Annotated in this window: 4 protein-coding genes; 1 reads left to right on the plus strand and 3 read right to left on the minus strand. The window is 66.0% G+C overall.

Annotated features, from left to right (window positions below):
- The first annotated feature begins 367 nt into the window (after positions 1-367).
- Complete coding sequence (locus tag ACFXGI_RS38510) at positions 368-565, plus strand: hypothetical protein (RefSeq protein ID WP_384717701.1); 198 nt, start codon at positions 368-370, stop codon at positions 563-565.
- A 153-nt stretch (positions 566-718) separates the two neighbouring features.
- Here ACFXGI_RS38510 and ACFXGI_RS38515 read toward each other — a convergent pair whose 3' ends face one another.
- The 3 genes from ACFXGI_RS38515 to ACFXGI_RS38525 form a co-directional block, all read right to left on the minus strand.
- Positions 719-1,048 carry a hypothetical protein gene (locus tag ACFXGI_RS38515; RefSeq protein WP_384717704.1) on the minus strand — a complete coding sequence of 110 codons (330 nt, stop codon included), beginning with the start codon at positions 1,046-1,048 and terminating at the stop codon, positions 719-721.
- Positions 1,049-1,467: 419 nt separating this feature from the next.
- Positions 1,468-1,860, minus strand: a complete 393-nt coding sequence (locus ACFXGI_RS38520) for a hypothetical protein (protein WP_384717706.1) — start codon at positions 1,858-1,860, stop codon at positions 1,468-1,470.
- A gap of 454 nt (positions 1,861-2,314) precedes the next feature.
- Positions 2,315-2,980 carry a hypothetical protein gene (locus tag ACFXGI_RS38525; protein ID WP_384717709.1) on the minus strand — a complete coding sequence of 222 codons (666 nt, stop codon included), beginning with the start codon at positions 2,978-2,980 and terminating at the stop codon, positions 2,315-2,317.
- Positions 2,981-3,074 lie beyond the last annotated feature (94 nt).

Raw genomic sequence — 3,074 nt, forward strand, 5'->3', positions numbered from 1 at the left:
GGTCCTAAGGTCGGCCCCTCGGGCCGGGGTCCTGCGCTTCGCTCCGGACCGGTTCGGAGTTCCGCTTTGCTCCACCCCGAACGGCTCGATCCGCAGGCCTGGGTGACTCCGTTTCACGGGGTCCGGGCCTGCGGCCCGTTGGGCGGGTCCGCTCCGCTCCCCACCCGGGTCCTTCCGGCTCCGCCTCCAGGACCAGCCCGCTCCGCGGGCGGCGAGCAGGCAGTCCGGAGGTATTGGCGGGTCCGGAGCTCGGGGCTCGCCAGCCGAGCTCTCTCATTCTCGGTGGGGTGGTGAACCACTGTCTAGCCCGAGGCAAGCACTGGAGCCCGCCACCCCACCGGTTGCCCCATTCACCTACCCTGCGGCTATGCGCAACGAGCGGCACGACGAGCCACTGTCGGACGATGAGATGGAGCTCTTCATCCAGTATCTGCACCGATACACCATTCACCATCTCGACCAGTGGCTCAACCTGCAGGTAGGGCCCGAAGACTTCCCTGTGTACGTCACTCTCAGCCGAATGCCCGAACCCGACGTAGACCTATCCGTCTACCGACGACCCTGATCATCGGCCAGCGCACAGCTTCACGAGGTCCCAGGCCTACAACCCGTTGGGCGTCCGCTTCGCTCCCCCGCCCTGAAGGCCTTCCGGCTTCCCCCTCCGGGCCAGCCCCCTCCACGGGCGCCAACAGCGGAGGGTCAGGGTTCCCTCTGGGGCTCAGTGTCCGCCGCAGTCGCAGGACCGGGATTCCTCGTCCGGCGTCAGGGTCAGCAGACTCAGTCTCCGTACCAGCTCCTCGTCGTTCATGAGACCTCCGAACCGGTCCCAGCTGGCGATGAACCGGCGGGACGTGAGTCCGAGGTCGAAGACCGATCCGAACGTCACGATCATGCAGAAGGCGATCGCCCCGTCACGGTCGACCGGATCGCTGATGCGGGCCTCCAGGTCGTCTCTCAACCAGGTGAGCATCTCCAGCGTGGACGCCCCTGCAATCGCCTTGTCGCGCAGCGCCCGCTCGATCTCCCGCTGCTCGGCTCCCTTGCCCATTCCCACCCCTCCGACGAGACAATCCCGCTCGCGACAGGGCTCGCTCGGTGGCCGGACCGCTTCGCGGTCCTAGGCCGGCCCTTCGAGCTGGAGTCCTGCGCTTCGCTCCGGACAGGTTCGGGGTTCCGTTTCACTCCACCCCGAACGCCCTACTCCGCAGGGCTGAATGACCCTGTTTCACGGGGCGTGGGTCACCGACCCGTTGGGTGGGGCCGCTCCGCTCCCCCACCCGGGTCTTCCGGCTCCGCCTCCAGGACCCGCCCGCTCCGCGGGCATTGGCAGCAGGGGCCTGGATGGACAGCTCCAGGCAGTCGGCCGCAGCCCTCAGAGACAGCAAGAAAGCGGATGCCCGGGTGGTCTGTCGAGCGCCCCGTGAGGCGGTTGAACCCTCATCGGTAGCCATGCAGCTCCACGCCGGGTCAGCGCAGATCGTAGCCATTTGCGAGAAGCAAGGCCTTCCCCATCAACTCAACGGCCTCCTCGGAAAGGTTCACGCACAGGAAACGCAACCCGATGGGATAGTCCCCCCACAGACTAAGGATGAAGCGCAGAACCGTGAGGTCCTCACCTCCCCATTCACCGAGCTCACCCGACTCGATCGCGGCTCCCACACGCTTGGGATCCAGACCGGCCCACACGACCCCGTCGTCCCCGACCCCTCCATCGATGTAAGGCCGCAACTGCAGATCGTGAAGCCACACACCATGCCGTTCCAGAAGCCAGACCGCTGCCTCCACCTCCCACAGTCCGCCCGCGCCATGCTGCATAGCCTGAAGAAGATCAGCAGGAGAACTCTGCGAGAAATCAAACATCTCGCGATGATAGACGGCCGGCCCTTCGCCCTTACGGCTTACAGAGCAGGCCAAACACCCTCGTGTACCGGACCGGAGGCACCCCCACTTCACAACATCCAGGCCACCAAATCGCAGGGCCCCGCTCTCAACCCCGGCCCTGCCCAAACCACCTGGATGCTTCATTTCCAGTCATAGCTAAGCTCTGGGCTCCGCCCCTGACCCTGTCACCCCACCGGCGACCACACTGTCGCCTGCTGTCACCGGTGAGGTGAGACTGCGCAGCACCCATTGAATCTGCGCAATCACACCCGGATCAACGAACACCACAGGCCAGACGGCTGCTGACGAGTCCAGACCCTGCACAGATTCAATGAGTGAACACAGCCACCAACCCGCTCAACCTGCGCAGCTATGTCAGGCCAACCTTGCGCTGCCGCTCCTCGGTCGGCCAGGCGAGGGGCTCTGTTGCGGCCTACCTCCGGAAGCCGCGCCGGGGGTCCCTAATGCTGCGGTTATCGCAGGCGGTGAACCAGGCGGCTTCCCTGAGGTCACCTTCGCCCATGGACTGGTTCGTGGGGTTCTCCGGGTCCTCGATCCCGCTGAACTTTGTGTGGAAGAGCATCAGGACGTCGTGGTCCTGGAACAGGAGATCGGAGCAGCTGTCCCAGCTGTAGTCGTCCTCGTGTTCCGGGAGAGAGTTGTGGTCGTCTCCCTCCTCCCGGTCTTCCAGGTACATCGGAGCATCCTCGACCGCCAGGTGCAGGGCCAACTCTTCGGCGGTGCAGGTGGGATGGGGCCAGTTCCCCTTGGCGAGATCCCCGGCCAGGTCATCGAAGGCGCGTGCCATCCGCCGCCGCCAGCGGTGGTCGGCCGTCCACGTAAGCGGAGGCGCCGGCCAGCTCGGGTCGCCGCGCTTGCCCTCGGTCGCCGGGAGCCCGTACGCGCGCATCTGCTCGTAGGTGAGCAGCACTCGGGTCACCGAGCGCCAGCAGCCTGTGCGCTCTGCCCAGTCCCGCTCGATGTCCTCGCCGGAGCAGTCGAAGTCGCCGACCACTGCAAGGTGGGCTTCGCGTTGCTCGTGGGCGACGCGGTGACGGAGGACGTCAGCGTAGGACTGGGAGCTGAAGCCGCGGACCACTAAGAGGTCCTAACAAAGGCGTTGGACGTGTCGGTGGGTGATGAGGCAGGTGGCGAGGCCGAGGAAGGCTTCGTGGATGTCGTCGCGTCGTTCC

Source organism: Streptomyces sp. NPDC059355 (assembly GCF_042752335.1).
GTDB lineage: Bacteria > Actinomycetota > Actinomycetes > Streptomycetales > Streptomycetaceae > Streptomyces.